The organism is Moraxella canis, from assembly GCF_002014965.1.
In the GTDB taxonomy this organism is placed as follows: domain Bacteria; phylum Pseudomonadota; class Gammaproteobacteria; order Pseudomonadales; family Moraxellaceae; genus Moraxella; species Moraxella canis.
Genome location: NZ_MUXT01000003.1, coordinates 33461 through 35151, shown reverse-complemented (window position 1 = coordinate 35151; position 1691 = coordinate 33461). Strand labels below are relative to the sequence as shown.

Annotated in this window: 3 protein-coding genes; 1 reads left to right on the top strand and 2 read right to left on the bottom strand. The window is 39.4% G+C overall.

The annotated features are described in order from the left end of the window. Positions 1 to 111: 111 nt before the first annotated feature. On the bottom strand, positions 112 to 480 hold the full coding sequence (locus tag B0180_RS02370; protein WP_078255516.1) for a hypothetical protein: 369 nt from the start codon (positions 478 to 480) through the stop codon (positions 112 to 114). 28 nt (positions 481 to 508) lie between these two features. Next, a complete protein-coding gene (locus tag B0180_RS02365) occupies positions 509 to 1138 on the bottom strand; it encodes an IS1595 family transposase (protein WP_420866052.1) in 630 nt (209 codons plus the stop codon). Between the two features lie 244 nt (positions 1139 to 1382). Between B0180_RS02365 and B0180_RS02360 the strand changes: the two genes are divergently transcribed. Then, complete coding sequence (locus B0180_RS02360; RefSeq protein WP_078255514.1) at positions 1383 to 1613, top strand: DUF6471 domain-containing protein; 231 nt, start codon at positions 1383 to 1385, stop codon at positions 1611 to 1613. The last annotated feature ends 78 nt before the right edge of the window (positions 1614 to 1691 follow it).

The following is a 1691-nucleotide window of genomic DNA, read 5'->3' as shown; positions in this document are numbered from 1 at the left end:
TGTTTCATGGCGAGATTATCCGCCATTATGTAGCACCTGCACAAAACCAACCACAATAAAAGCAGCGCTTTGGCTGCTTTTTTCTTTGATTTCTTATTGCTTTTAATGGGCTTAACTACTCTTTGGGGTATTTGTCGCCCACTGATAGCGTGTTTCGCCTTTTCTTGTTCCTGTTTGGATGACTAAGCCCTGTTGAACCAGTGGTCTTAGCACATTATAAACAGCTTTGTTTTGTCTTTTATCAGGCTCTGCGCTTGTGTTTTCGGCACTGTCTAGCATCAGTGCTTGTTTTGTGATTTCATGCGTTAATAATGGCTTATCTGCTTGTTTTAGCACCTGTACCACTAAGGTTTTGATACTATTTTTAAAAGCGGATGTTCTTAACTTGGGCAGTTGGTCTATCTCACCCATAATATGAGCAGCTTGGGTGAGAATATCAATTTGTTGGTCAATCTCTTGGATTTGATTTTGTTTTTTCATTGGGCTGGATTGAATTTGTCGGTGTTTGTTAAGCCGCTAGGGTTTCCACACGCTTTTTATTGCCCTGCCAATATCCACGCCAATCATCGGAAGGTAGAGTTGCGAGACACTTGGCAACCACATCATTAAAGATAACACCATTTGGCAGGCGTCTGGTATCTTCACGATAAGCAATCTCATTGGCGTATTCGTATAGGTAGGTATTATTCATCTTGTGTACTTGACCGTAGTACATCCGCTTAAAGCGACTAAAATAGCTCTCTGCTAGGTTGTTGGTTACACCCTCATCAGAGCGATATTCTTGTTGATGGTTCACACGTTTTAAGTCGTGAAAGTAAATCAGATTATCATAAGCAGGACTTTCATCGGTATGGATGATACTGCCTTTTTCAATGTGTTTATTAGCAAGCTGATTAACAACCTTGCTATTTTCAGATTTGGCGATAAAGGCGATGGTGTTTCTAGCACCGACTTGATTGGTGTTTTCTGTACCTTGAGCATTGCTTTTAATAAAACTGTCACGCATCACAAGTAAGGCACGCTTTAGCGGGTTTTCGTGTTGTTTTAAGCGTCTATCAACACGCGCACTCTTTTTATTCTTGGGTTTTTGACTAGAATGGACATAAGTGGCGTCCATGTGAACCACGCCTGATAACAGCGTATCAGATTTGCACCCTCACCCCAACGAAGCTCTTTCATCACCATCACGGCTTCATACTCACTCATACGAGCAATAGCAATCGGTGATAGATTGCGTGCTTCAGCAGAGAGGAGGAAGTGTTGGGGCATAGTATAATCCTTTTATATATCTTATATGATGATTATACAGCACAAAAAACATTTTGACAATAGAGTTTTAATCATTTATAATGTATTTATATTGTAAATGATGAGAAACAAATATGAATCAATCCATTCAAACCGAATGGCGCAATAAAGCCAAAGGTATTGTAAAATCTGAAATTGCACTAAGAAATTTAAGTTATCATGATGTCGTTGAAAAGCTTAAAGAGCTAGGCATCGAAGAAACCCCACAGAATCTTAGTAATAAAATTTCTCGTGGCGCATTCGGTGCTGATTTTATGTTGCAGGTTTTGACTGCGATTGGGTGTGAAAACATCAGGATTATTTAATATATTAAAAACCAAACACAAAAAAATCTTGACTTAACCATAAGGAACTGCAATGCTCCAGCACAGCACAGCACAGCA

What these genes read in the sequence shown, in the direction of transcription:
- B0180_RS02360 (WP_078255514.1), top strand. Translation starts at nt 1,383, where the DNA reads ATGAATCAATCCATTCAAACCGAATGGCGCAATAAAGCCAAAGGTATT.
- B0180_RS02370 (WP_078255516.1), bottom strand. Translation starts at nt 480, where the DNA reads ATGAAAAAACAAAATCAAATCCAAGAGATTGACCAACAAATTGATATT.